This window comes from Cupriavidus sp. 8B (assembly GCF_054589115.1).
Map to the genome: position 1 here is coordinate 148,424 of NZ_BAAILO010000435.1, position 21,062 is coordinate 169,485.

Below are 21,062 nucleotides of genomic sequence, written 5' to 3' on the forward strand. Positions count from 1 at the left end.
TTTTGCAGGGTTTTCGTAGTCTGCCGGAGGGATTCTTTCCTCAAGCAACGAAGGCTCTGAATCAAACTGCCTGCACGGGCGCGCCGAAATGAGGAAATTTCTCAAACCGGCGTGGCGTTCCCAGCGATACAGTCAGCAGTCACAAATTCAGGACTTTCCTCGGCGCGCCGCGCCGCCATCTCAAGAGCGCAAGGAACTCTGCCATGAGCGATGTCACCCCTGTTTGCCCGCGCCAGTCACCAGGGCCAATGGTGCGGCCCCCGCGATGCATGCACTTTCGCCATTCGTCGTGGATCGGTGCCCATGCCGGCTAACCGCTCGCTCGCCAAATCCCACATCGTCATCGCCGACGACCATCCCGTCATGCTGGTGGGCTTGAGGGGCCTGCTGGCGCAGTTCGAGGGCATAGAGATCGCTGGCATCGCGAGGAACTCGACCGAGATCCTCGCGGCGCTGAGCCGGCAGCCGTGCGACGTCCTGCTGACGGACTATGTGATGCCGGGCGGAGCCCATGGTGACGGCCTGCACATGATCGAGCTCGTGCGGCGCCGCTATCCCGCCCTGTCGATCCTGGTGGTCACCATGCTGGACAACCCCGCGCAGATCGGCAAGCTGGTCCGGTTCGAACGCTTGTCCGTGGTCAGCAAGCTAGACGATGCCTCGCAAATCGCGGTCGCCCTGGCGCAGGTGCTCGACGGCGTGCGCTACCTGTCGCCGACAATCCAGCGGCTGCTGGACAGTGTCGGCCCGCCCGTGGACGTGCGCGCCCGGTTCGGGCCGCTCAGCCCGCGCGAGGTCGACGTGATCCGGCTTTACCTGTCGGGCATGTCCGTCAGCCAGATCGCCGTCAACCTCGGGCGCAGCATCAAGACCATCAGCACGCAAAAGATGTCCGCCATGCGCAAGCTCGGGCTGCGCGGCGACCTGGATCTCTTCAGCTACGCCGCCTCCGTCGGCCTGCTCGGCCAGCCCCGCACGCTGGCCGCGGGCAAGCTGGCGGCATCGCCAAGGGACAGCGGCCCGCAATAGGGGAAGAACAGGCCACGGCCGATGCAAGTCCGGTGCCGATCGGGCTCGGCACCCTGAACAATCGCAGCCCGACGGCCGGGTCGGCCTGCGCGACGGACGTATGGATATTATCGCCGGGCACCGTGATGGGGCCGAGCAGGGATCGGGGACACCAGCAGGGCTTTCAACGGATTCACTGGACTTTCCCACGGGTGCCAGCGACCATGGACGGGCACGAGTCTGCGCTTGACGGCTGCCGTGGCGATCCGTTGAGCCCTGTCACGAACTATCCATCCAGCTAGCGCCTGTCATGCCGCGCGGGCAAGGGGGCATCAAATGAACCGTCTTCGATACTCGGTGGACCTGTCGTACGAGGTCCTGGATGCCGAGGCTGACTTCCTGTTCAACATCGAAGCCGCCCGTACCGCTCGCCAGAGCATCGTTTCCGAGCGCCTGACGGTGCCGCCCGTGCTGCGCATGGACCAGTACACCGATGCCGTGCTGTGCAACCGGCTGATCCGCCTGCGCGCCCCGAAAGGGCACCTGGCGATCCACTATGACGCCGTGGTCGATATCGACCACCGCCTCGACGATCCCTCGACCTTGCACGAAGTGCCGATCGCGCAACTGCCATTCGAGGTGCTGCCCTACCTGGCGCCCAGCCGCTACTGCGAATCCGACCGGCTGATGGAGTTTGCCCTGCGGGAGTTCGGCAGGGTGCCGTGGGGCTACTCGCGCATCGTGGCGATCCGGGAATGGGCACGCAACCATGTGCGTTTCCTGTCGACGTCGACCAATGAGCGCACCTCGGCCGTGGATACGATCGTCGAGCGTACCGGCGTGTGCCGGGATTTCGCGCACCTGATGATTGCCATCTGCCGGGCGCTGAGCATTCCCGCGCGCATCTCCAGCAGCCTGGACTACGGCGCGGATCCCGCGCTCGGGCCGCCGGATTTCCATGCCTTCGTGGAAGTCTTCCTGTCGGGCAGGTGGTATCTCGTCGACCCCTCTGGCACCTCGATTCCCACCGGCCTGCTGCGTATCGGCACGGGACGGGATGCGGGCGAGATTCCGTTCGCGGCGATCTTCGGCAAAGTGGAGTCCGAGCGGCCCTTCGTGCAGGTCCATGCGGTGACCGATGCGGCGCTCGGCCTGGAGATGCCGCTGTATACCGACTGGGGCATCTGCACCTGGTAAGCCGTGGCGGCCGGCCTATGCATTCCGTGCAGGCATCGGCGGTGGCATCTGGGGTGGCGTATCCGCCGCCACCTCCGCCAGCAGCCAGGAAACAAAGATCCGGACCAATGGGCTATGCCACTTGTCCTCAAGGCAAACAAAGTAATAGGACTTGGGCGAGACATAAGTGGCGTCCAGCAACCGCACCAGCCGCCCCGCCTTCAGGTCCTCCCTCGCCACGTAATCGGGCAAAAGGGCGACCCCCATGCCGCTGAGCGCCGCCTGCAACCCCATGGTCAGCGATGCATAGCGCGGCCCGCGCAGCGCCCTGGGCGCCGCCATGCCGATCACACCGAAGTAACCCGCCCACGCCTCCAGCGCCTCCGCCTGGTGCAACAGCGGCAGGTGTTCCAGCGCAGCCTGGGCGGACGCTGCCTGCGCCAGCAGTTCGGGCACGCACACCGCAAACAAGGCCAGCGGCATCACCTTGACGCCAGCATGCCCATCGGGCGGGCCTGTGCAGACCTGGATCGCGCCGTCCAGGCCAGACGCGCGCAGATCCACCGTGCCTGCCTTGGCGGTAACGTTGACCTGGATCTGGGGATGGGCCTTGGCAAACCCCGGCAGCCTCGGCAGCAACCAGATATTGCCCAGCGAAACCGGCACGCGCAGATCGAGCCGGCCGCCGCTGCCCCTGCTCGTCAGCACCTCCAGCGTGGCCTCCTCCAGTTCGGCAATCACCTTGCGCACCGCGCGCAGATATTGCTCGCCTGCCTGGGTGGGCAAGACCGCGCCCTTGCGGCGGGTCAGCATGGGCACGCCGAGGTATTCTTCGAGCTCTGTCAACTGCTTGCTGACCGCGCTCTGCGTGAGGCAAAGCTCGTCGGCCGCGCCGGTCACGCTGGCTAGCCTGACGGTAGCTTCTAGCGCCACCAGGTGGGACAGCGCGGGCAAGTGCCTGCCGTTCGTGCTTCTCATGAGGCCGGTCTGGTCGCAAAAGGGTGGAGAGGATGGCGGGCATGCTGCGAGCCCGCGCGGGCACACGGGCACGCGACGGCGCCCATGAGCGCTACGCGGACAAAAGTCAAAGACGGCGGGTCAGCCGATGCGCCAGGCCGGCGCCGTGCCATCCTCCGGCGCGCTCGCGCGCAGGTAGTCGCTGGTTTCGGCGCAGCGCTCCCGGTTGCTCCGGCGCACCTGCAAGCCATTGAGCACGCCGCCGATCACGTTGGCGTGGGCCCGGTCCAGGTACTTGAGCGCTTCCACCACCTTCTCCTGCGGCGTGTTGTCGGCACGCACGAACAGCAGCGTGGCGCCGGCAACGCGGCTGACCAGCGCGGCGTCGGCCACCGCGAGGATGGGGGGCGTATCCACGAGGACCAGGTCAAAGCCCGCAGCGCAGGTGAGCAGCACCTCGCGCAGGGCCGGCAGCATCAGCAGCTCGGATGGATTCGCCGGCCGCGTGCCGGCCGCGAGCAGCCACAGCCCGCCAACCGCGGTGGGCTGGATTGCATCGTGCAGCGTGAGGGACCCGCCCAGCAGGTCGGCCAGCCCCAGCGTGCCCTCCAGGCCGAATTGCCCGGCCACGCGGGCACGGCGCAGGTCGGCATCGACCACCAGCACGCGCATACCGGCCTCCGCCGCCAGCACGGCCAGGTTGACCGCGCCGAAGGTCTTGCCCGCGCCCGCGCAAGCGCTGGTGATGGCCACGATGTGGTTGGCCGCGCCGTCCATGGCGAAGTGCAGCGACGCGCGCAAGGTGCGCAGCCCCTCCACGGCCGGGGCATGCGGATACTGCCGCGCGAGCAGGTACCGGTCGTGCAGCACCGTGTCTTCATGCGCCGCGCTCGCGCGCACCGAGGCGGTGGACACGCAGCTGCGCAGGCTCGCCCGCGCCACGCCGTCCGTGCCGCAGGCGAGCCGTACCGCCTGGCCCGGCTCGCGCGCGGACAAGACCGGTGCGCGCAACGGGCACGGCAGCACCAGGCGGCTGCGCTCCAGCTCGAGCTGCTCGGGGCTGAACACGACCTCGCCCACCATCCGCAGCGCCAGGCTCCCCTCGATCGCGGCAGCGCTCTCCATGCCCCGGGACGCGCGGCTCTTGCGGGCCGCCAGCCCGGTGCCGGCCAACAGGCCCAGCAGCGCCGCCAAGCCCGTCACCAGCGCGCGATCCGGGCCGACCGGCAGCGTAGGTGCCACCGCAAGGTCCACGAGCCGTACATCGCTGCTCTGGTCGGAGTGCGCCAGCGCCAGCAGCTGCGCCTGCCTGCGCAAGGACATGTACATGTCCTCGGCCACCTTCACGTCGCGGCTCAGCGCCCCCGACTCGCGCTCCGCCTCGGACAACCCTTGACGCCGGCTATCCATGCTGCGCCTGTCGCCGCGCAGCTGCTCGATCTGCTCGTCGATCGCCCGCACTTCCTGGCTCTGCGGCATGAAATTGCGCAGCAGGCGCGCACGCTCGAGCCGCAGCCCCGATATCTGCCGCTGGTACTCGATGCTGCCGCTGAGGTAGGACTGGGACTCCTGGGAAGGCTGCAAGGACCCGGCGCGCGCGCGGTACCGGGCCAGGGCCGCCTCGGCCGCCTCCAGTTCGGCCTTCACGCGTGGAAGCTCGCTGGAGACGAAGTCCAGTTGCTGGTCGGCCTGCTCCCGCCGGTGGCCGACCTGCGTATCGACGATCGAGCGCGCCACGGCATTGACCACGGCCGCGGCATGCTCCCGGTCGGGGTCGCGCCAGACGATACGCACCGCGTCGGCGCTGGCGGCTGCACCAGCGGCCGCACCGGCCACCCCGCCATTCGGCCCGATTGCCGTGGCCGTGCCCCGCTGCGGCTCCAGCTTGAGTCCGCGGGCCAGCATGTCGACAGCCGTGACGGCGTCGCGGCGCATCACCACGAACTCGGTCCCCGCGCGCGCGGTGAGCTGCGCCAGCTTGAGCGATACGCCATTGCCCCGCGCAATATCGCCGACCTTGCCCGTCAGCAGCAACGCGCCGTCCTCGCCCAGCAGGCGAAAGCGCTGATCGCCCAGCGCCACCAGCGTCAGTGGCTGGTTGAGCAGCGCGTCGGGCACGTTGAGCGCGATCAGGCCGATCTGCTCACCGCCCCAGGCGTAGGCGGACAGGCTCTCCAGCGGCGCGGGTAGCGGCGCAGATAGCGGCCCGGCCTGCGCGCCACCGGCAAACCGCGCCCATAGCGCGCCGGCCACGGGCAGCGTACGCGGGGCCGCGACGATATCGAGCCGGGTTTCCCGCACCACCGGCGCCAGCACCGCGCGGCTGGTCAGGGCATCCGGGCGCAGTTCGTCGGCGGGCTGCCCCGGGTTGGCCGTGCCTTGCCCATTCAGCGCAAGCTGCCTGGCCGGCTCCGGGCGCACCAGTACATCCGCCTGGTACACGGCAGGCAGCGACCACGCGTAAAGCGCGCCGCACAGCGCGCCGCACAGCATGGCGGCAAGGATCCAGCCGGCATGGTCAAGGAGTGCCCGGGGCGCGCCCCAGCGCGCGCGGGAGCCCGGTTGCCGGGATGCCGGCGACAGGCCCATTTCGGTAAAGGTAATCACGGTCCGCTCCCCCCCATGCACGTCATGCCCTTCATGCGCTCAGTGCGCATGATGCGCACAGACAGCCAGCGCGCGCGCCTGGCCCACCCCTTCCGGCAAGGCCAGCCCGCCATCCCCGCTGGACAGCAGGCGCCCGTATTCGCGCCTGACGAGGCCGTAGCACTCGCAGACGTGCAGCTCCAGCCGGACCCGGTCGATCACCGTGATGTGGCCGCGGCTGTAGTGGATCAAGCCGAGATCCGCCAGTTTCCTGGCGGCCTCGGTCACGCCCTCGCGGCGCACGCCCAGCTTGGTGGCGATAACCTGCTGGGTAATGGCGATCTCGTTCGAGCAAAGCCGGTCAATGGCGAACAGCAGCCAGCGGCAAACCTGCTGGTTAAGCGAGTGATAGCGGTTGCACACCGCGGTCTGCGCGATCTGCGTGAGCAATGCCTGCAGGTACAGCAAGGTCAGCCGCAGGATTGCCGGCGAGCGCAGCAGTTCTTGCCGCAGCTTGTTCGCGGCGAGCCGGTATCCAAACCCGGGCGTGTGCACCTCCAGCCGATAGGGCATGGCATGGCCACCCGTCACCACCGGGATGCCGACCATGCCCTCGTTGCCTACCGTGGCGATCTCGACGGTGGTGGCGTCCTCCAGGAAGGACAGCATGGAGACGACTGCCGTGGTCGGGAAATACACATGGTTGGTATGCTGCCCGCAATCGGTCAGCAGTTGCCCGGGGCGCAGGCGCACCAGTTCGAGGTGGTTGGAGATGGCCTCCCAGTCGCCGCGCGGCAAGCCGCGCAAGAGGTGATTGACGTCCGGAGCTAATCGCTGGCTGTGCATCACGTGTTTCCCCTGCAAGACCCAAACTGCCCAACGTTTCCTGCCCACCAGCCCTGGTTTATTTTCCAAGTTGCTTGGTGAAGAACAGGGTCTGGATGGTCGGCGTAATCTGCTCGAGCACCCGGTTAAAGCGCACGGCATCCGACGTACCCACATACACCACGTCGAGCGGCTCCATGCGGAACTGCGTCGACAGCAGCAAAGCATCCACCTGCGTCATGTCAAGCCGGTACACGGCCGGCTGGGTCGGGCTTTCGCGCACGCCGCGGATCACGAATACCTGGCGCGGGTCGGCAGCGCGGATGTCGATGCTGTTGACGCCGGCAAGCGCGTCGGCCAGCGTGAGGCGGCCCTTGTTCATCAGCAGCGAGGTCGGCTTGACCACTTCGCCCATCACGAAGATCCGGCTGGCGAGCCGGTCAGGCACGTTGACGACGTCGCCGCCCTGCAAGAGGAAATCGCCAACGCCATTGCGCCGCTCGGTCAGCGTATCGAGATCCAGCTCGTAGACCTTGTCGCCGCGCGTCAGCCTGACCTTCTGCACGTCGGCGTCGGGCAGCGTGCCTCCCGTGCGCGCGATGGCGTTGATCATCGAGAGCGGCACATCGGTGACCTGCAGCGATCCCGGGTTCTTTACCAACCCGGTGACGTCGATCCGGCTGTTGCGGTACGACACCACGCGCACGTCGACCCGGGGGTCCCGGATCTCCTTGGACAGTGCCGTGGAGATCATGCTGCGCACCTGCTCCACGGTCTTTCCGCCAACCCGCAGCATGCCCACGGGCGGATAGTAGACTTCGCCATTCGCGCCCACGCGAAACCCGTTCTGCTCCAGCGGCCCCTGCTGTTGCGCGCCGTCGGCGCCGGGCGCCATCGGGATGGGCTGCATGTTCGCCGCGCTGGAACTCAGCTGCGGGTTGTACAGCACCGTGACGCCCAGCAGGTCCTGCGGGCCGATGCGGTACTCGTACTTCGCGATGCTCTCGGCAAGGTTCGCGCCCGTGGCGGGCGTCACCTGGCTGTTGGTCGTGGCGACCGCGTCAATCTGGCGAGAGATCACCGCCGAGTTGATCAGTTGCACCGGGTAGGCTTGCGTGCCAGTCTTGGCACCCATGTCGTCCTGCAGGCGACTCGAGTCGAGCGCCGGACCCGGCGCCCACGCACATCCGCCGAGAACGGCAACGAATGCAAGAGCGGGAAAGATCCTGGTTGCCATGGCAGCGTTTCCTTGTCGTGAACCGCATTCAAGTCGGTAGAGGGCGATCCGCCTGCAACGATCCATCTGGGGCTCCGCCCCCGGATAGCTGCAAGATTCACGCCAAAGCCTGGTCTTTATGTGTGATAGGCCACAGTCGCGCAGGCAAGCCTGCACCCAGGCGTGGCCCCCGAAAGTCACTCCTCCCGCAAGGGCATCAAGCCCTGCGTGGAAGCCGCCATGCCTGCACCCGCAAGCGTCATGGCTTGCTCCGGCTCGCGTGCAGGCGCCTTTCGCTGCGGCGTGCCGTCGCTGGTGTAGGTCGCGCACGGCATGCCCAGCTCCCGTGCGATGTGCCCGCCCAGGCGCAATGCCAGCGCAGCAATGGTGATGGTGGGGAAATTCGCGCCGACGGTCGGAAACACCGAGCTGCCGGCCACGTAGAGATTCGAGATGCCGTGGACGCGGCTATTGCGGTCCACCACTCCCATTGTTGGCGAATCATGCATGCGCGTGGTGCCCATGTGGTGCCAGGTACCTTCGAGTTCGGCGGGCCAGGGCTGGCCCTCCACGGGTGGATCCAGCGTAACTTGCGCCACGCCGCTGCTTTGCAGCTCTTGCGCCAGCAACGCGAAGGTGCGGTCGAAGGTACGCTGCACCAGGCTACCCACGCGCCAGTGCACGCGCACCCGCGGCACGCCGAGCCGGTCGCGATGTTCGGACAGCGTCACCCTGCTGTCCGGATCGGGATCGGCCTCCACGATGGCCTGCATCTTGACGTCGGTGATCAGCGAGCGGGGCTGCATCAGCCGTGTCAGCCCGAAGCCCACGGTATCGACAGGATGCGCGGCCATGGTCAGCAGGTCGCGGGTGAGGCTGTGGCCCGGCTGGTCCTTCTTCAGCAGTGCCTGCTTGGTGCGGAACAGCGCCTCCGCGCCCTTGCTGCCTTCGCCGTAGAACATCGAGAAGAACCACACCCGCGCATTGAGCAGGCCTTCGCGCTCCAGCACCGCCGGCTTGAGCGCGAACTGCGAGGAGACGTAGGTACCGTTGGCACTGACCGCCGCGTTCTGGTAGTGGTACTTGATGTCGTAGAGCTTGTTGCGCGCCCACCCCTTGTTGAAGCGGACACTGCCGGACATCAGCCGCGGATGGTCCATGAAATAGCGGCCGACCAGGTCCGCGCCATTGCCCAGGCCGGCGGGCTGCACCTTGTTCGATGCCAGCAGCAGGCGCGCGTTTTCGATGCCGCCCGTCGCCAGCACGAACAAGCGTGCCGCCACCTTGATGTGCCGCCCGCTGAGCGTGGCGACCGAGACCTCGGTCACCGATGTGGCATCGGCATTGGTCCCGATGTCGACCACGTTGGCGTAGAGGTACACCTTGACGCGATGCGACTGCTCCAGCGGCTCGCGGTACAGCTTGCCAAAGCGGGCCGGCGGGCTGAACTGCGAGATCGTGTCACGGATATGCTCGCCGATCAGCGGCAGGCGGCGCACGTCGGGACGGCGGATCGCAGCCTCCCAGTAAGCGGGATCGAAGTTGTTGGGCCCGAGCTTGAGCAGCGCATGGGTGCGCTCGTAGTATGGGGTGAGCTCATCGAGCCCGAACGGCCAGCCGCTGTGCGCCACCCAGCTGCGCTTTTCCAGGTCCCACGGATCCAGCGGGCGGCACCAGCCGCCCCAGCAGTTGCTGCTGCCGCCGAGAAAGCGGCTGCGGCTGCCATCAGCGAAGGTATAGGGAAGCCCGATGTTCTCGCCGCGATAGAGGTCGCGCGTCTCGTCATCGGCCTTGTAGCCGCCGCTCTCCAGCAAGCAGGCATCGATGCCAAGCCGCTGCATCTCAAGCGCGAGCGTGATGCCAGCCACGCCGGCACCGATGATGCAGACGGTGGAGTGCACCACTGAGTCTTCTTCGAGCTTTCTGGTATCGATAAACATCTACTGCTCCCCCTGTTCGCCGGTTTCAAGACGGATTGCCACTACCCTTCCCGCTTCAATCTTCGTACGACGCCGTCGCTCGCGTGCGCCAACATTGCGCCAACCGCGGCCAAGCACGCGCGTTGCCAGACGCACCGTGCATCAGGCATCGTGGCCCAACCACTCGGGCTCCATCACGGCCTGCGCCGGCTCGCCGGACTGCAGCACGTGCAGCAGGTCGCGGGCCATGCTTTCCACGGTGAAGCGCCGGTTGAACGTTGCCTTGGCGCAGACGCGCATCTGCGCGCGCTGGGCGTCGTCCATGGAGAGCCAGCGCCGCAGCAGCGCTTCGCATCCCTCGACGGTGTCGGGCGCGGCAAGGCCCGCGCCGTCACGCTCGATCTCGCGCCAGATATTGACCTTGTCGGAGATCAGCGCGGGCACGGCGCAGCCCAGCGCCTCGGCCACCGCGATGCCGAAGTTCTCCTGGTGCGAGGGCAACGCAAAGACGTCGCTTGCGTAGAACGCGCCCCACTTCATCTCGCCGCGCAGCATGCCGGGCCAGCTCACGCGTGCGCCGATGCCGCGCGCCTCGGCCTGCGATTGCAGCCGCGGTACCCATCCCGCGCTATCGGGGCCCGCGATCACGAGGTGCGCCTTCGGGTCCAGCTCCGCCACGCGGGCAAAGGCCTCGATCAGCAGGTCGCAGCCTTTCTTCTCGTGCACGCGGCCAAGAAACAGGACGATGCGCTTGCCTTGCAGCTCCGGGTATGCCGCCAGGAAACGCTCGCGCAACGCCACGCCGCCGGCGTCATGCTCCGGGGGGGGCGACTGCGTGCCGAGGCTCACGACGGATTCCCTGGCGCGGTACAGCCAGAAGGACTGGCTGGCCAGGCGCCGCTCTTCTTCCGCGGTAAACAACACGGCTCGCGCATCGCGCAACACGCGGTACTCGGCCCACGGCCAGTAGAGCCACTTCTTCAGGTGCTTGCGCGGGTAGGCGTGCTTGAACCAGGGATCGAGCATGCCGTGCGGGTAGACGTAGTACGGCACCTGCAGCTTGCGCAGCGCGCGCCATGCGCCAAAGCCATGGTATTGCCACAGGCCGTTGACGATGACCGCGTCGAACTCCTGCGCATGCTCGCGCAGCCAGGGCACCAGCCTGGGTGAGTAGTGGTAATAGCCGCGCGCGGGCCCCAGCACATGCAACGGCAAGGGGAAGTCGGCCAGGTAGGGCGCATCCGGGGGATCGAGCGACAGCACCTCCACGCGATGGCCCTGCGCGATGAGCTGGGCGCTGCCCTGGCGCACGCACTCCACCGGTCCGCCCTGCCTGGGATCGATCGATGAAAGCAAGTGAAGGATGTTCATCGGTCGACTCCTTGCGGGGAAAATCGGAGACGCTTGGGCGCGCGCTCGGGCTGGTCGTCGCCGGCCGCGTTCGCAGCCGGCACGTGGGCTGTCGCTGTCAGCATCGGCGGATAGGACGCGGGCCTGAGCGCGGGCGCCCCCGCCAGCGGGGCTCGCCTGGGCCTTCCCTGTCTTGCCTGTTGCGCCTGCCGCGCGCGTTCGGCCGCCGCCGCGCCCTGCGCGGCCAGCTTCGCAGCCGTCGAGCGGGCCAGCTGCGCATGCGTGGCCACCAGCAGGCCCAGCGCCACGCCGTACACCACGCCGGAGAAGCGCGGGCCCAGCGGATTGCCGCCGATCGACGTGGCCGGCAGCGCCGCCAGGACCAGCAAGGCGCGGCCCATCACGGCCAGGTTGGGCGCGTTCGGCACCACGCGCCGCCAGTGGCGATAGGCCATGCTGCCGCGATAGAGCGAGAACAGGACGATGGCGGGAAACGCAATGCCAAACAGCAAGCCGCCCGCGAACAACTGGTAGACCCAGAAGTTATGTCCCGCCGTCCACTCGTTGATGGCGTAGAACTCCTTCTCGCTCATCTGTCCGGAAAGTGCCTTCAGGTAAGCGGGCGAATAGCGATAGAAATGCCCGTAGCCTTTGCCGATCACGAGCGACGTCGTGTTCGACGTGACCTGGTCATACTGGTCCTTGAGCTCGGCGAGCCGGGTGGCGGTCGTCGGGTCGATGCCGGAAGCGGTTGCCTTGCCCGCCGCAATCCGCTGGGTCCAGTGCACGGCGACGCTCGGAAACAGCTCCGAGCCAATCAACGCGGTTCCGCCTACCAGCACCGTCGTGATGACGACCGCGCGCAGCACCGCCTTGAGCAGATGGCGCAGCGACGCCGCGCTCAACCACGTGGCAAAGCAGAACAGCAGTGCCGTGCCGACCAGCAAGCTGCGCGTGACGCTGAGCATTTCGATGGTCACGGTGCCGATGAACAGCAGCACGGTAAACTTGGTCACGCGCCTGGCAATGACGAACTCATGCAGCAGCACGCCCTGCGTGGCGAGGAATACCACCGAGACAATGCGAAAGCGCACCGTCTCCAGGCCGCCGCCAACCGCCATGCCGTAGGCAAAGCTGAACAGCAGCGACGTCACCATGGCGGCGAACATCGCCGACTCGAACTGCCTCAGGCGCTCTTGCGGCCACGGATGGCGCGCGGCCAGGTAGCCGATCAGGAACAGCATGAACGGCAACAACACGCGCAGGTAGTTGCCAAAATCGTTGCCCTGGATCAGCTGCGGGACGATGCTGCCCGGCACGGTCAGCAGCAACGCGGCCATGACCACCGAGCTCAGCCGGGTGCGCGTGACAAAGCGCGGCGCGATCAAGGCCAGGGCTATGCCCGCTGCGATCACCGGCAGGGTCAGCAGGATCTGCGTCAGGCGGCTGCCATTTTCATCGACGCTTTTGAAATCCACTGCCAGCGGGCATAGCATCAGCCATATCCAGATGGTCGCGAAGCGGTTGCGCATGGCGGGCCCTCCTTCATCCGTTGGAGGCTTGCACCGGCGTGGCCGGTGCCTGGGCCGCCGATGCGGGAAGCGCCACGCGCGCTCGCGCCAGCCGCCACCGCAACTGCCGGCGCATCGGTTCCTCGACATAGCGGTAGATGGCCAGGCTCAGCAAGATGGCCAACGCCACCGCCAGCCAGCCTGCCTGCTGGCGCCAGCCGGCCAGGTAAGCCATGCGCGCCAGCGGTACGTGAATCAGGTAGAGCGCGAAGCTGGCCTCGCCAAGCGACACCAGCCAGCGCCGGTGCAGCACGCCTGCCACCGGCCGCTCCAGCAAGGCGAGGCCGAGGATCAGCGCGCCAAAGAACGGCGCCTGCAGGTAGAAAGCGGGACTGAGCGGGCGCAGCACCGCCAGCGTGCCGACCGCGCAGACCCCAAGGGCCACCAGGCCCATGCCAAGCGCATGCCGGCTGCCGCCGGCGCCGCGCAGCCGCGCGTAGGCAATGCCCGCGCAGACGCCAAGCACGAACTCGAAGAGGTGGGTCAGCGGAAACTGCGCCACCAGGAAGCCATGCCTGGACGGCGGCAGCGCCGCCTGCAGCAGCGCGATCCACGCGCCTTGCACCAGCCACAGCGCCAGGCACAGCAGCGCCAGGGCGCCGCCGCCACGCTTGTCGAGCCGGCGTATCAGCAGCGGGAACAAGGCGTAGAAGAAGGCCTCGCAGGAGATGCTCCAGGCCGGCCCGTTCCAGGGCTGGTTGAGCGCAGAGAACGGCAGCCACGCGGTCAGCGCCAGCAACTGGGCCGCGAGGCTCGCTGCCAGCATCACGTAGTACGAACCCTTGAGCCCATACCACTCGCGCAGCAGCTCGCTGTCGCCCGTGTGCAAGAGCCACGCCGTCACCGGCAGCGACAACAACAGCGAGAGCACCAGCACCGGGTAGATCCTGGCGAAGCGCGCGGCGTAGAACGCGGCAGCGCCGCCCGGCAGGCCGATCTTGTCCCGGTAGGTGAAGGTCAGCACGAAGCCGGACAGCACGAAGAACAGCGAGACGGCCGGGCGCCCGCCGTCCGCCAGCTGCAGGAACCACGTCGGGCCGTCAAGCACGCCGATCTCGGTGAAGTGGCAGAGCACGACGGTCAAGGCCGCCAGGAAGCGGATGCTGGTGAGCGCCGGCAATGTCCCCGCGGTGTGGCTGGCCGTCGCCGTGCCGGCAGGCCGCGCTGCCGCGCTGCCTTGCAATGGCGCCGCTCTTTGTTGTGTCGCTGGCATTCCCCACCTCCCCTGTCCTTGTTTTTGCTTCTTGGCTCTGCTCTTGCCTTTTTCTCTTGTGATTGCCTTCGCGATCGCCATCTACTCCGCCTTCTCCGGCTGCAACACGTTGGGAGGCAACTCCTCCGTAACGCGAGACTCCCCCGCCGCGGGCCGCACCGCGCCTTCGTCGCACAAGGCGCGTAGCCTGGCGTCGAAGCGGGACAGCACGGCGGCGGCGGACAGCGTGGCCTCGGCGTAGGCGCGTGCCGCGGCCCCCAGCTCCGCACGCAGCGCGGGCGATGCCGCGAGCCGCTTGATGGCGCCCGCCAGGGCCTCGACGTCGTCCGGGGGCACCGTTACCCCGCGCGGCGATACCGCCGCAAACAACTCGGTCCCCGGCAGCGCCATGGCGACGATGGCGCGGCCGCTGGCAAACATGCCGGTGAGCTTGGAGGGCATGACCAGGTCGGCCGCATCGCCGCGTTGCGGCAGCACGTGGATGTCCGCCAGGTTCAACAGCTCGTTGAGCCGGTCGACGGGTTGCAGCGGCAGGAAGCGGCAGTTGTCCAGCCCGGCGCAGTGAGTTTCCAGCATGGCCCTGGCCGGGCCGTTGCCGCAGAAGACAAAGGTGATGCCGGCATTGCCGGCCAGGGCGGCAACTGCGCACACCAGGATTTCCAGGCCCTGCTTCTGGCCCATGTTGCCCGCATAGAGCACCACCTTCTGGTCCGGCGGGATGCCCAGCTCCTCGCGATAGGTGCTGGGCCGCTCCAGCGGGTAGATAGCGCTGGTGTCCACCCAGTTGGGCAGGCGGAACACGCGCGTGCTGGCTACGCCCTTGCGCACCGCATGCTCGGCCATCTTCTCCGAGATGGTGGACACGACGTCGAAGCGGCGCATCAGGAAGCGTTCCATGGCAAGTGCTGCGCGCCGCAGCCGGGCGCCTTTGAGCATGCCCAGCGCGAAGGCGGCATCGACTTCGTAGTCCTGCACGTGGAGCCAGGTTTTAGCGCCGGCCATGCGCGCAACCATCCAGGTCGCGGGCACGCTCATCAGGCTGGGCGCGATCGCCATCACGGCGTCCGGGCGCCACAGCATCTGCTTGAGCAAGGACGGCAGCGCGCCTAGCGCGAAGCTGGCGAGGTGCAGCAGCCGCGTGGCGCCGGACGGGCGCGCGGGCACCCACAACGGCGCGCGGTGCACCTGGACGCCGCCGCGCAGCTCGCGGGTGTAGCGCCACCCGGAATATCCTTCGCCCACGCGCCAGCCAGGGTAGTAAGGCGGCGCGCAGACCACGCGGACCTCATGCCCGCTGGCAGCCAGCGCTTCGGCCATCTCGGCGGTGTACTTGCCGATTCCGGTCAGCTCCGGCGCATAGTTCTGTCCGCAGATCAGGATTCTCACGAAACACTCTCCATTCGGTTCTGCGTCTGTCACTCCGGCAACGTGACGCCTTGCTCCCGGCCAGCCGGCCGACCGGGGATAAACGGCGTATGCGCCGAACGCGCGCAACCCTCCCTGCAATGGCCGCAGCGGCCATCGCAAGGTCAAGACACGCAGCAGTAAGAAAGGCCGCCCGGGGCCTCGGTCCTGGCTTAGGTCTGCACGCCCGTTCGCTGATGCACTTCCGGCTCGCTCAGCATCGCGGCGCAGCCCCGCGCGATATTCGACGCGGCGTTCGCAGGATCGAAGCGCCGGATCACGGTGAGGCACCGCTCGGCGGTGGCCTGCGTATCCGCGAATGCCGCCAGCGCGCGGGTCATGCCGGCTTGCAGCGCATCGACACTGCGCGCCGGCACCGCAAACCCGGTCTCGCCCTCGAGCACCAGCTCCGGCACGCAGCCGCAGTTCTCGCTGACCACCGTCGGGCAGCCGTGGGCAAGCGCCTCGTTGACCACCAGGCCCCAGGGCTCGCTATGGCTGGGCAGGACCATGCAGGCCGCCCGGTAGTACTCCTCGGACAGGCCTTCGTCCTGCAGGCTGCCGACCTGGCATACCGCGTTCTCAACGCCGAGTTCCGCCGCCATCTGGCGCAGGGTGCCTGCCATCGGCCCGGTGCCGACCAGGCGCAGCGTTACCGATGGCATCCTCTTGTGCAGGCCGGCGAAGGCTTCCAGCAGCGTGTCCAGCCCCTTTTCTTCCGACAGCCGGCCTACGTACAGGAACACCGGCGCGCTGTCGGCACGATGCTTCAGGCGCTCCTGCAAGGCTTGCTCGGGCTTGTAGGTGGCCGGCATGGCGGCCGCCTGGCAGGGCGTGAAGATCCGCTCCGGCTTGGCGCCGAGCGACATCAGGTACTCGCGGCTGCGCTCGCCAAAGCCGAAGTAACCGTGGCACAGCGAGAAGAACACGCGCTTGGGAATGGAGGTCAGCATGCGCCGCGGCCGGTCCCGCCCCGTGGAGTCGCAAAATACCGCGCGCCGCTTGCCGGTGACGATGCAGGCCAGCAGCATCGCCCAGTATTCCGGGCGGTGGTAGCCCGGCAGCACCACCAGCTCGCCCTTGGCCTTGAGCACTTCCCAGGTCAGGCGCGCGGTCATCTTCCAGCGCGGCACATCCTCATAGCAGCCAGCGTACAGCTGGTGCATGGGATAGTTGTGAAACGAGTAGTCGACGTCCGAGAAGCCGAGCCGGAAGTGCTCCGTCTCCGCAATCTGCACCATGTCGTAATGGATCGAGCTCGCCGCAGACTGGCTGTGCAACGCCGAGAACACCGCGCCCTTGTGGCGCGACCAGACTACGTTGTGGAATATCGTGACTGAGCCTGACATTGTTATCTCCTGTTTGCGGTCACTCGATAACGGCGCCGGAGAGCGCTGTTGCCCCTGCCTGCTCGACCCTGGGCAACCCCTCTTCCTTGCGCCGCGAATACTCCTGGTAGACGGCGGAAATCCCTTCATCAAGGCCGATCGCGGGCCGCCAGCCGATCTGCCCCAGTTTCGAAACGTCAAGCAGCTTGCAAGGCGTGCCGTCCGGCTTGGAGGTATCGAACGCGAGTTCGCCCTCGAAGCCGGAAATGCGGCATATCCGCTCCGCCAGCTCGCGTATCGGCAAGTCCCGGCCCGTGCCGACGTTGAATACGCCTTCCGGCACTTCGCGCTCCAGCAGGAACAGCGTGGCCGAGGCGAGGTCGTCCACATGCAGGAACTCGCGGCGCGGCTTGCCGGTGCCCCAGATGGTCATGCGGGGAGCCTCCTCCTGGGTCGCCGTGTAGGCCTTGCTGATCAGCGCCGGCAGCACGTGGCTGGTGGACAGGTCGTAGTTGTCGTTGGGGCCGTACAGGTTGGTCGGCATCACCGAGAGATAGCGTGTGCCGAACTGCCGGTTGTAGGCCTCGCAGAGTTTCAAGCCAGCGATCTTGGCGATCGCATAGGCCTCGTTGGTGGGCTCCAGCGCGCCCGTCAGCAGGTACTCCTCGCGGATCGGCTGCGCACAGTCACGTGGATAGATGCAGGAGGAGCCAAAGAACACCAGCCGGCTCACGCCTGCCTGGTACGCGGCATGGATCACGTTGGTCTCGATGACCAGGTTCTCGTACAGGAAGCTGGCCGGCCGCGTGGCATTGGCGAGGATGCCGCCGACGCGCGCCGCGGCAAGCAGCACCACCTCGATGCCCTCGTCGGCAAAGAAGCGGTGCACCGCGCCCTGGTCCGTCAGGTCCAGCTCGGCGCGATCCCGCGTCACCAGGTTGCGGTAGCCATCGGCCCGCAGCCGCCGCACCAGCGCGGAGCCCACCATGCCGTTGTGGCCTGCGATAAAGAAGACGGTGTTCTTGTCCATGGTGATTACTCGTGGTGTTCCAGCGCCTGGAAGCCGGCCAGCGTCACCAGCGCATCGCGCCGGGCAATCTGGAAATCGGCACGGACCATCTCCTTGACCAGCTTGGAGAACGGCGTACGCGGCGCCCAGCCCAGCTTGGCGTGGGCCTTGGACGGGTCGCCCAGCAAGGTCTCCACCTCGGTGGGCCGGAAGTACGCCGGATCCACACGCACGATCACCTTGCCCGGGGTGAGCTTGGTCTCCTTGCCCCTGACCGACTCCACGATCCCGACCTCATCCACGCCGCTGCCCTCGAAACGCACGGTCACGCCAAGCTCGGCAGCGGCGCACTGGACGAACTCGCGCACGCTGTACTGCTCGCCGCTGGCGATCACGAAGTCCTCCGGCTGGTCCTGCTGCAGCATCAGCCATTGCATCTCCACGTAGTCGCGGGCATGGCCCCAGTCGCGCAGCGCGGACAGGTTGCCCAGGTAGAACTCGTCCTGCAGCCCGACCGCGATGCGCGAGATCGCCCGCGTGATCTTGCGGGTGACGAAGGTCTCGCCGCGCACCGGCGACTCATGGTTGAAGAGGATGCCGTTGCAGGCGTACATGCCATAGGCTTCGCGGTAGTTGACCGTGATCCAATAGGCATAGAGCTTGGCCACCGCGTATGGGCTGCGCGGATAGAACGGCGTGGTTTCCTTCTGCGGGATCTCCTGCACCAGCCCGTACAGCTCGGAGGTGGAGGCCTGGTAGAAGCGCGTCTTCTTCTGCAGCCCGAGGATGCGGATTGCCTCCAGGATGCGCAGCGTGCCAAGGCCATCGGCATTGGCCGTGTACTCGGGTTCCTCGAACGAGACGGCCACATGGCTCTGGGCCGCCAGGTTGTAGATCTCGTCGGGCATCACCTGCTGGATGACGCGCAGCATGCTGGTGGCGTCCGTCAGGTCGCCGTGGTGCAGGAAGAAGTGCCGGTCGGGATCGTGCCGCTCCCGGTACAGGTGATCGATGCGGTCCGTGTTGAACAGGGAAGTGCGGCGCTTGATGCCGTGCACGTCGTATCCCTTGTCGAGCAGCAATTCAGCCAGATACGAACCGTCCTGCCCGGTAACGCCAGTGATCAGAGCAACCTTGCGCGTCATCATCTTTCTCCCGCCTTTCGTTGGTAATGCTTGGTATGGATTTCGAGTGAGCGGCCCCCCGCGGCCTTACTTCACCCGCCCTTCGTAGCCGTAGTACTCGGTGTAGCCCGTGCGCAGCAGCAGTGGCGGCTTGGGGACGTCGGTCAGCAGCACACCCTGCAGGGTCACGCCGCCGCTGTTCAGGCGCCGCGCGGTCTCGCTGACCTCGGCCGCGGAATGCCGGCCGTGGCGCACCACCAGCAAGGCGGTGCCCGCATGCCGCCCGAGCAGCGCGGCATCGGTGACCGCGAGCACCGGCGGCGTGTCGATGATGACCATGTCATAGCGTTGCTTGAACAAAGCCAGCATGGTGTGGAAGCGATCGCTCATCAGCAGCTCCGCCGGGTCGGGCGGCAGGCTGCCGCGGGTCAGCACGTCCAGGCCGGGCAGTACCCCGCGGATCACCACGGAGTCGATGTCGGTGCCCATCAGCGTGTCGGACAAGCCCGGCACCTGCGACAGGCCGAAGTGCACGTGAACCTCGCCGCGCCGCATGTCGCCATCGATCAGCAGCACGCGCTTGCGCCCTGACGCCACCAGCGCGGCCAGGTTGACGGACAGGAACGACTTGCCGGCATCCTGGCGCGAGCCGGTCAGCATCACCACATTGTTGCGGGCGGTTCGCAGTGCGTATTGCAGCGTGGTGCGCAAGGCGCGCACGCCTTCCACCGCGATGTCGTCCGGCGCGCGTGCCGCCAGGACCCCCAGCCCGCTGCTGCCGGAGGCGCGCAGCTCGCGCTGCAAGCGCAGCTGCGTCTGGCTACGCGGCACCACCGCGCAGACCGGCACGCCCAGCATCCGCTCGAGCTCTTCCGGATGCTCCACGCCGCCATACAGGGCCTTGCGCAGGAAGGCCAGCAAGGCCCCCAGCACCAGGCCGATGCCGCCGCTGATCAGCACCAGCATGGCGCGTTGCGGGCGGATCGGATCGTCCGCGGGTTCGGCAAAGTCCACCACGCGCACGTTGCCGACCTGGCCAGCCTTGACGATGCGCAGTTGCTGCGCGTTGTTGAGCAGGTTGGTATAGAGCTCGGTATCCACGCGCACGTCTCGCTCCAGCCGCAGGGCGGTCTGCTCGGTATCGGGCAGCACGGAGACGCTGCGGCGCAGCGTGCCCTGCTGCGCGCTCAGCGTTTCGATCTGTGCCATCAGCGCCACCACCGCGGGGTTGGCGTCGGTGTAGTGCGTGCGGATCTCGGCCAGCCGCGTCTGCAAGCGGGCCAGGTTGGTCTTGTTCTCCACGATCTGCTGCAGCAGCAGCCGGCCTTCCTCGCCGAGGTTGACGGTGCCCTGCCGATTGCGAAAGGAGTTGTAGCGCTCTTCCGCCAGGTCCAGCTCCTTGCGCAGCGCCGGCAGTTGCTGGTCCAGGAACGCCAGCGTGTGCTCGGCTTCGGCGGAGCGCCGGCCAATGTCCTGCTGCACGAACTGGCGCGCAACAGTGTTGACGATGTCCGCGGTGAGCTTGGCGTCCGGCCCTTCCAGGCTGGCGCGGATGATGCCGGACTGCAGGGCGGACTCGCCCACGGCGAGCGCGCGCTGGATACGTTCCACCGTGCCGATGGTCGATGCGCGCACCAGCTCGAACTGCGACCCGTTGCGCCCTACCAGCTCGTCCACGCGGATGCGCACCGGGCCCAGCGCGGTGGTGCCTGCGGCCTCCTCGCCAACCCGGCCCTGCAGCACCGACTTGCCTTCGGGATCCCGCAAGGTGTAGGTGTGCGCGCTGTCGGCGATCAGCGTGAACACCTTGCCGTAGTACTTCTGCGGCGTGTCGAACAGCGACATCGTGATGGATTCCGCGCCCCACGCGTACTGCGACAGGCCGAGCAGCTCCGTGGGCGGCGCCAGGCCGCTGTTGCGCGCCGCCAGCCACGCGCCGATCACCGGGAAGTAGCGCGGCCTGGCCGCGATATCCAGATGCAGCTTGCGCACCGCCTCCTCCACCACCAGGCGCGAGCGGATCAGCTCGATCTCGGCCGCCGTGGAGGAGTTGGGATCGAAGATCGACGACAGCGTTTGCAGCGACGATCCCTGGTTGGCATTGGCGTTGCCGCCCTTGCTTTCCTCCACCTGGATCATGGCGTCGGCGCGATAGACCGGCTTTTGCAGCAGTGCATAGACCGTGCCGAGCACCAGCGCCAGCAAGGTGATGGCCGCGATCATGCGCCAGTGGTCGACCAGCGTCACCAGGTAGTCGGACAGCCGAAGCTCGGTCGGGCCGGAGACATCGGTGTATTGGGTATCGAATGAGGTCGCCATATCGTGTTGACTTGCATCTAACCATCGCTTCCCGCCGGCTACGCTCTTCGCGCGTGC

General features: G+C 67.3%; 15 protein-coding genes. 2 read left to right on the forward strand and 13 right to left on the reverse strand.

Features of this window, described 5'->3' with window-relative positions; translation table 11 throughout:
• The first annotated feature begins 303 nt into the window (after positions 1 to 303).
• Complete coding sequence (locus ACYP5B_RS42920; protein WP_400092915.1) at positions 304 to 1,029, forward strand: response regulator; 726 nt, start codon at positions 304 to 306, stop codon at positions 1,027 to 1,029.
• Between the two features lie 315 nt (positions 1,030 to 1,344).
• Positions 1,345 to 2,205 (forward strand): transglutaminase-like domain-containing protein, encoded by an 861-nt coding sequence (locus ACYP5B_RS42925; RefSeq protein ID WP_318234450.1) that lies wholly within the window; start codon positions 1,345 to 1,347, stop codon positions 2,203 to 2,205.
• A gap of 15 nt (positions 2,206 to 2,220) precedes the next feature.
• Here ACYP5B_RS42925 and ACYP5B_RS42930 read toward each other — a convergent pair whose 3' ends face one another.
• From ACYP5B_RS42930 to ACYP5B_RS42990, 13 genes are all read right to left on the reverse strand, one after another.
• Positions 2,221 to 3,162, reverse strand: coding sequence for a LysR substrate-binding domain-containing protein (locus tag ACYP5B_RS42930; protein ID WP_459573650.1), 942 nt, complete (start codon positions 3,160 to 3,162; stop codon positions 2,221 to 2,223).
• A 120-nt stretch (positions 3,163 to 3,282) separates the two neighbouring features.
• On the reverse strand, positions 3,283 to 5,748 hold the full coding sequence (locus ACYP5B_RS42935) for a polysaccharide biosynthesis tyrosine autokinase (protein WP_459573651.1): 2,466 nt from the start codon (positions 5,746 to 5,748) through the stop codon (positions 3,283 to 3,285).
• Between the two features lie 39 nt (positions 5,749 to 5,787).
• A complete protein-coding gene (locus tag ACYP5B_RS42940) occupies positions 5,788 to 6,573 on the reverse strand; it encodes a Crp/Fnr family transcriptional regulator (RefSeq protein ID WP_400092920.1) in 786 nt (261 codons plus the stop codon).
• A gap of 58 nt (positions 6,574 to 6,631) precedes the next feature.
• Entirely contained in the window at positions 6,632 to 7,789 is a 1,158-nt protein-coding gene (locus tag ACYP5B_RS42945; protein ID WP_318234446.1) for a polysaccharide biosynthesis/export family protein, read from the reverse strand.
• Between the two features lie 176 nt (positions 7,790 to 7,965).
• Positions 7,966 to 9,708 (reverse strand): FAD-dependent oxidoreductase, encoded by a 1,743-nt coding sequence (locus ACYP5B_RS42950; protein WP_459573652.1) that lies wholly within the window; start codon positions 9,706 to 9,708, stop codon positions 7,966 to 7,968.
• A 141-nt stretch (positions 9,709 to 9,849) separates the two neighbouring features.
• Entirely contained in the window at positions 9,850 to 11,058 is a 1,209-nt protein-coding gene (locus ACYP5B_RS42955) for a glycosyltransferase (RefSeq protein WP_459573653.1), read from the reverse strand.
• On the reverse strand, positions 11,055 to 12,569 hold the full coding sequence (locus tag ACYP5B_RS42960) for a hypothetical protein (protein WP_459573654.1): 1,515 nt from the start codon (positions 12,567 to 12,569) through the stop codon (positions 11,055 to 11,057). Before ACYP5B_RS42960 ends, ACYP5B_RS42955 begins: the two co-directional genes overlap by 4 nt.
• A gap of 13 nt (positions 12,570 to 12,582) precedes the next feature.
• Complete coding sequence (locus tag ACYP5B_RS42965) at positions 12,583 to 13,821, reverse strand: acyltransferase family protein (protein ID WP_459573655.1); 1,239 nt, start codon at positions 13,819 to 13,821, stop codon at positions 12,583 to 12,585.
• A gap of 81 nt (positions 13,822 to 13,902) precedes the next feature.
• Complete coding sequence (locus tag ACYP5B_RS42970) at positions 13,903 to 15,207, reverse strand: WcaI family glycosyltransferase (RefSeq protein ID WP_459573656.1); 1,305 nt, start codon at positions 15,205 to 15,207, stop codon at positions 13,903 to 13,905.
• Between the two features lie 191 nt (positions 15,208 to 15,398).
• Positions 15,399 to 16,574: a glycosyltransferase family 4 protein gene (locus ACYP5B_RS42975; protein ID WP_400092930.1), complete on the reverse strand. Its 1,176-nt coding sequence runs from the start codon at positions 16,572 to 16,574 to the stop codon at positions 15,399 to 15,401.
• Positions 16,575 to 16,593: 19 nt separating this feature from the next.
• The gene (locus tag ACYP5B_RS42980; protein WP_459573657.1) at positions 16,594 to 17,583 is read right to left on the reverse strand and encodes a GDP-L-fucose synthase family protein; all 990 of its coding nucleotides are present in this window, start codon (positions 17,581 to 17,583) and stop codon (positions 16,594 to 16,596) included.
• A 5-nt stretch (positions 17,584 to 17,588) separates the two neighbouring features.
• Positions 17,589 to 18,707 carry a GDP-mannose 4,6-dehydratase gene (gene gmd, locus ACYP5B_RS42985; RefSeq protein WP_400092933.1) on the reverse strand — a complete coding sequence of 373 codons (1,119 nt, stop codon included), beginning with the start codon at positions 18,705 to 18,707 and terminating at the stop codon, positions 17,589 to 17,591.
• Positions 18,708 to 18,773: 66 nt separating this feature from the next.
• A complete protein-coding gene (locus ACYP5B_RS42990; protein ID WP_459573658.1) occupies positions 18,774 to 21,005 on the reverse strand; it encodes a polysaccharide biosynthesis tyrosine autokinase in 2,232 nt (743 codons plus the stop codon).
• Between the last annotated feature and the right edge of the window lie 57 nt (positions 21,006 to 21,062).

Coding starts and splice junctions, on each gene's coding strand:
- ACYP5B_RS42940 (WP_400092920.1), bottom strand. CDS start 6,573: ATGCACAGCCAGCGATTAGCTCCGGACGTCAATCACCTCTTGCGCGGC.
- gmd (WP_400092933.1), bottom strand. CDS start 18,707: ATGACGCGCAAGGTTGCTCTGATCACTGGCGTTACCGGGCAGGACGGT.
- ACYP5B_RS42980 (WP_459573657.1), bottom strand. CDS start 17,583: ATGGACAAGAACACCGTCTTCTTTATCGCAGGCCACAACGGCATGGTG.
- ACYP5B_RS42930 (WP_459573650.1), bottom strand. CDS start 3,162: ATGAGAAGCACGAACGGCAGGCACTTGCCCGCGCTGTCCCACCTGGTG.
- ACYP5B_RS42960 (WP_459573654.1), bottom strand. CDS start 12,569: ATGCGCAACCGCTTCGCGACCATCTGGATATGGCTGATGCTATGCCCG.
- ACYP5B_RS42975 (WP_400092930.1), bottom strand. CDS start 16,574: ATGTCAGGCTCAGTCACGATATTCCACAACGTAGTCTGGTCGCGCCAC.
- ACYP5B_RS42945 (WP_318234446.1), bottom strand. CDS start 7,789: ATGGCAACCAGGATCTTTCCCGCTCTTGCATTCGTTGCCGTTCTCGGC.
- ACYP5B_RS42925 (WP_318234450.1), top strand. CDS start 1,345: ATGAACCGTCTTCGATACTCGGTGGACCTGTCGTACGAGGTCCTGGAT.
- ACYP5B_RS42950 (WP_459573652.1), bottom strand. CDS start 9,708: ATGTTTATCGATACCAGAAAGCTCGAAGAAGACTCAGTGGTGCACTCC.
- ACYP5B_RS42920 (WP_400092915.1), top strand. CDS start 304: ATGCCGGCTAACCGCTCGCTCGCCAAATCCCACATCGTCATCGCCGAC.
- ACYP5B_RS42955 (WP_459573653.1), bottom strand. CDS start 11,058: ATGAACATCCTTCACTTGCTTTCATCGATCGATCCCAGGCAGGGCGGA.
- ACYP5B_RS42965 (WP_459573655.1), bottom strand. CDS start 13,821: ATGCCAGCGACACAACAAAGAGCGGCGCCATTGCAAGGCAGCGCGGCA.
- ACYP5B_RS42990 (WP_459573658.1), bottom strand. CDS start 21,005: ATGGCGACCTCATTCGATACCCAATACACCGATGTCTCCGGCCCGACC.